The following is a 4,821-nucleotide window of genomic DNA, read 5'->3' as shown; positions in this document are numbered from 1 at the left end:
CAATGAAAAGCGTTATTCTTTTGATAAGTACTTTATAAATGGTTAGGGGCTATACAGCCCCTAAGCTAGACCTTGTTACCGCGCTATTTTTTATTCACCAATTATAAGAGACGTCCTGCGTGAAACCGAAATTTTGGCAGCGATTTACTGCCCCTTTCATTGAGCCTTATGCCCGTTATCAGCATGCAGATGTTTTGCACGCGATACGTTTGGGCGGCGCTATTCTTATTGCATTATCGTTAAATAAGTTGACACACTTACCGCATGGTGAATGGACGACCATTACCGTGTTTGTGATATTGGGATTATTACAATACCAAGGCGCGATTTATACCAAAGCCAAAGAGCGCATATTGGGCACCTTACTTGGGGTCGTGGTTGGGCTGAGCTTTTTGTGGTTGTTGCAAGATATCGGTGGTTGGCTGTGGCTATATTATGTGCTGATTGCCATTATCAGTGGCATTATTGGCTATGTGGCGGTCAAACAGTTGGGCTATATTGGGCTACTCACGGGCATCACCATGCTGATGATTGTTTCAAGCCCCGAGCATGAAAATATCGCTCAAGATGGTTTATATCGCGCCTTTAATATTTTAATTGGGGCAGGGGTTGCGGTTGCAGCAACTCTAATCTTACCGCTTAAGTCGACTTTGATGTTTCGGTTTTTAATGGCCAGCAACCTTGATGCTTGTAGCGAGCTTTATGCTGGGGTTGGACACCATATCGATGCTGAGACATTGACGGCTAAGCCTTTTAAATATACCGAAGTCAACCAAGCATCCAGTGTCATTTATTATGCCAGTCATGCAGTGCCTGATATACCAGTCGATAAGACGCTATTAAAATCATTGCAAGAAATCAATAAACGTCTACTTGCTGTACGTCCACATATTGCTGCAACAGCGAGCGAAACTGGGTTGGATAAGGATACCATTGAGACGATACAGCGTGCTCATCGGAACATTATCGGCACCATTGATTTATTATTAAGTGCCGCCCCGCGTTTGGCAAATATTGAAATTGACGATGAAAACCATATATTGCTCATCCATTATCAACATGAGCTAACCCAAGCGATGCGTCATATGGCGGCGGTGCTGCGCAGTCCTAGCGATGAAGTTTTTCGTCCTATTACTCGTATTGCGGTATCAGATTATCCGAGCGTGCAGTATTTAGCGTTTGAATGGCAGGGCTACTTTTGGCTTACCCAAACCTTACAAACCCAGTTACAGCAGCTCAGTGATTTATTACAAAAGACTAAGCCGCGTTGGTTTTCTGCTTCTGGTGTGCGTTATCAGCGCCGCGAACAGCGCCGTATAGAAGAACATGGCGGTGAGACAGATTTGCATTTATAGCTATAAAAAAACTATTTTATAAGAAACAGATATAGTCAGTGAAAAGTAATATCGGTACATCACTGACTGCTGGTATCAATTTTTCTTGCTTGCTGTGCCTGCGCAGACAGAGGCTGCAAAAAATTGATACCAGCAGTACCTTAGCGTCTTTAAGGTATTTTAACTGTATAAAAAAACGCTGATCATTATCGATCAGCGTTTTTATTTTTAAGGTTTTTTTCAATGTGTCACTTTTGTGTCACTTTAAAGCTCAAATACAGAATAGTGATTAACGTCCCGTCTTTAGCTTATCCCAATACTGCTGATACACTTGTAATGCTTCATCACCGACATCTTCTTGGAACTCAGCTTTTGCCAGTACGTCTTTGCTAGGATAAATCGTTGGGTTATTGCGTACGTCTTCGTCCATCAACTCGCGTGCGGCAATATTTGGCGACGCATAACCAATCTCTTCACTGACGATTTTTGAGTTTTCGGGACGGAGTAGGTAGTCAATAAACTTGTGCGCTGCGTCTACTTGTTTGGCGTTTTTTGGAATAACAAAGTTATCCATCCATAAAATAGCGCCTTCAGTTGGGTATTTATACACCAAGCTGGTCAGACCTTCATTGTTAGCGATGATTGCCTCACCATTCCACGTCATACCAACGCTGGTTTCGCCTTCCATATACGGCATACGCGAGGCATCTGAATTGAATGTTTTCACATTCGGCATCAAAGTGGTGAGCTTCTCATAAGCGGCTTTAATCTCGTCAGGATTTTTGCTGTTACCAGAGTAGCCAAGGGTCAATAGCGACATGCCAAACACTTCGCGCATATCATTCATCAGCATTACTTGACCTTTATACTCAGGACGCCACAGATCATTCCAGCTATTGACGGTGGCTGGATCGACTGATTCGCCATTGATAGCCAATCCGGTGCTACCCCACATATAGGGAATCGAATATTTGTTTTCAGGGTCGACCTTGGTGTTAGTAAATGAGGTATCGAGGTTTTTAAAGTTGCTTAATTTAGACTTATCGAGCTCTTGCAATAAGCCTTCTTTGGCCATTTTTTCGACATAATAAGTCGATGGAATGGCTAAATCATATTGGCTAGAATCATCAAGCAATTTCAATTTGGCATACATCGCTTCATTAGAATCAAAGGTGGTGTAATTAACATTAATACCAGTCTCTTCGGTAAAACCATCGAGGATTTCTTGCGGCATATACTCCGACCAGTTATAGAGATTTAGCGTCTCTTGGCTGGTAGTCGTACCGTCAGCAGCGGTGTTATCTGACTTGCTGCAGCTAGCAAGTGATAGCCCAATCGTTCCAATAGCTGCGTACAATAAGACCTTCGGTAGTGCTTTTGGCAGTACTTTTACAGAAGTTCGATTAGACCCATTAACAGGGGATAAATAAGACAAAGTGTCTCTCCTAAATTAAGGCAAAAATAAAAACGGGCACAGGATACCGTTATACTATATTCATTATACGGTTATGGTTATCCTAAGTCGAAATTTAAAGGGCAACTGCTTGAATTTGCTTAGTTTTAAGTAAAGTAGATAAAGGTAGTGAGAATAGCCCCACATTATGCAATCCGTTAATCATGCTATGATTGGCGCTGTCCAGTTTTTAGTGTCACTAAAATAAAGCCATTAAAATAAGCCTTATTTTTTATAAATATCAAATAATAAAGGATAAAAGATAATGAATAACACTCAAGCGACTATACCCGAATTATTGACCAATAAAGTCGCCATAGTTACCGGAGCCAGTCGTGGTCTTGGGGCGCAAGTTGCTCAGCAGATGGCAGCGGCAGGCGCCAGCGTTTGCGTCAATTATCTCAATAGTGAGGAAGCCGCTAAAAAAGTAGTGTCTGATATTATAACGGCAGGTGGGCGAGCATTTGCTTATCAGGGTGATGTGACAGATTTGGCACAAATGCAAACCATGGCAGCAGAAGTTATTAAGCGCTTTGGAGGTATTGATATATTGGTCAATAATGCTTTACCAAGCTATCAGTTCAATCCAAATGCCGATTACACCAGTATCGAAACGGTTAAATGGGCACATTTCTCTCAGCAAATTGATGGCATCGTTCAAGGTGCAGTCAATAGCGTACAAGCGGTATTACCGCAAATGAAAGCTCAACAGACGGGTAAAATCATTAATATCTCAACCAACCTTATCTATAATCCAGTGGTCACTTATTATGACTATACGACGGCAAAATCAGCGCTGATTGGACTTACGCGCAATTTGGCAAGCGAGCTTGGGCAATATGGTATCCGTGTGAATTTGCTGGCAGGTGGGTTATTAAAAACCACGGATGCGAGCCGCTTAACTACTGAAGAAGTGTTCGATTATATCGCCACAACCACGCCACTACGACAAGCAACCTCGGTAAGCGACTTTGCCAATTCAGTATTGCTGATGGCGTCTGATTTAAGCTCAGCTATTACTGGTCAATCTATTGCAGTCGATGGTGGTTTGACGATGCCGTAGGAATAATATACAAAGATAGCTTTTAGATAAAAAGTATTTAACTTATACCAAAGAGAAATCATGAATAATCGTAAACTTGCTGGAATCATCACTGCCGTGATAGGGCTGTGGGCGACCATTGTTTTCTTTAATGCTGGTATGGATACATCGATATTTAGCTGGCCACTAGAAGCTTATCTTGGCGTGGCATTTAGTATTGGTTGGCTAACTGGCATACCAAATTTTTTAGCGTATTTACTGGCAGCATTGCTCTTTACTTTGATTACAGTTGCCTGTTATAAGCTGGGCAGTTGGGTTTATGGATTGATATTTGGGCGTGGTTAAATAGTAGGTTTTTAGAGTTTTGAAAGATAAACCCTTGTCAAATATTGGCAAGGGGTTTTGCGATTTAAGCTTTCATTAATGGTCTGATATTTAGGCCAGATGCAAATGCTTAACTACCGCCTGTATTCCATGCTCTTCAATTGTGCCAGTGACAAAGTCCGCACGTTCTATTAGCTCGGGTTTCGCATCACCCATGGCCACTGCATAGCCGACCAAATCAAACATTTCTAAATCATTTAGCCCGTCACCAAACGCCATGCACTCGCTTGCGTCAATGCCAAAATGCTGACACACATCTAATATACCGCGCGCTTTTGAGGCATCGATGGGCAAGATATCGCCGACAATGTCATGCCAATGCACCAGTTTTAAGTCTTGCTCTGCAAAGTTTACTTCTTGCATTTTCTCATCTTGATTGTCAAAAAATACTGAACACTGATATACGGTATTAAATTGGCAATAATCAGGGTCGATGATGCTACAGCTCTTTATTTTATCGTGATATCTGTTTTGCCACTCATGTTCATCTGACCAGATAATGTGAGTGGCAGAGTCAAATTTATAGACTAAGCCATTTTGCTGACAGAGCTTAGTGATGGTGGCGGACTGCTCATTGGATAACGGGTAATCACTAATAACGCGCTGGT

5 protein-coding genes are annotated in these 4,821 nt (G+C 42.0%); 3 read left to right on the top strand and 2 right to left on the bottom strand.

What is annotated here, in order from left to right:
• Nucleotides 1–119: 119 nt before the first annotated feature.
• Nucleotides 120–1,355, top strand: a complete 1,236-nt coding sequence (locus ACT3TU_RS13520; RefSeq protein ID WP_192524410.1) for an FUSC family protein — start codon at nucleotides 120–122, stop codon at nucleotides 1,353–1,355.
• A 268-nt stretch (nucleotides 1,356–1,623) separates the two neighbouring features.
• Here the strand turns inward: ACT3TU_RS13520 and ACT3TU_RS13515 are convergent, their stop codons facing one another.
• Entirely contained in the window at nucleotides 1,624–2,769 is a 1,146-nt protein-coding gene (locus tag ACT3TU_RS13515; protein WP_192524409.1) for an ABC transporter substrate-binding protein, read from the bottom strand.
• Nucleotides 2,770–3,052: 283 nt separating this feature from the next.
• On the opposite strand from ACT3TU_RS13515, the gene ACT3TU_RS13510 reads away from it, so the two are divergent.
• Together ACT3TU_RS13510 and ACT3TU_RS13505 are read left to right on the top strand one after the other, a co-directional pair.
• Nucleotides 3,053–3,850: a 3-oxoacyl-ACP reductase gene (locus tag ACT3TU_RS13510; protein ID WP_192524408.1), complete on the top strand. Its 798-nt coding sequence runs from the start codon at nucleotides 3,053–3,055 to the stop codon at nucleotides 3,848–3,850.
• Between the two features lie 60 nt (nucleotides 3,851–3,910).
• Nucleotides 3,911–4,174, top strand: a complete 264-nt coding sequence (locus ACT3TU_RS13505) for a hypothetical protein (RefSeq protein WP_192524407.1) — start codon at nucleotides 3,911–3,913, stop codon at nucleotides 4,172–4,174.
• Between the two features lie 90 nt (nucleotides 4,175–4,264).
• Here ACT3TU_RS13505 and ACT3TU_RS13500 read toward each other — a convergent pair.
• On the bottom strand, nucleotides 4,265–4,821 hold a 557-nt coding region (locus ACT3TU_RS13500; protein WP_444752781.1), incomplete at its 5' end, for an HAD-IIB family hydrolase.

It is taken from the genome of Psychrobacter sp. AOP3-A1-26, from assembly GCF_052378235.1.
Lineage (GTDB): Bacteria > Pseudomonadota > Gammaproteobacteria > Pseudomonadales > Moraxellaceae > Psychrobacter.
This window is presented reverse-complemented; position numbering and strand designations above follow the sequence as displayed.

Excerpts from the sequence above, each read along its gene's own strand:
- ACT3TU_RS13505 (WP_192524407.1), top strand. The coding sequence starts at position 3,911 with ATGAATAATCGTAAACTTGCTGGAATCATCACTGCCGTGATAGGGCTG.
- ACT3TU_RS13510 (WP_192524408.1), top strand. The coding sequence starts at position 3,053 with ATGAATAACACTCAAGCGACTATACCCGAATTATTGACCAATAAAGTC.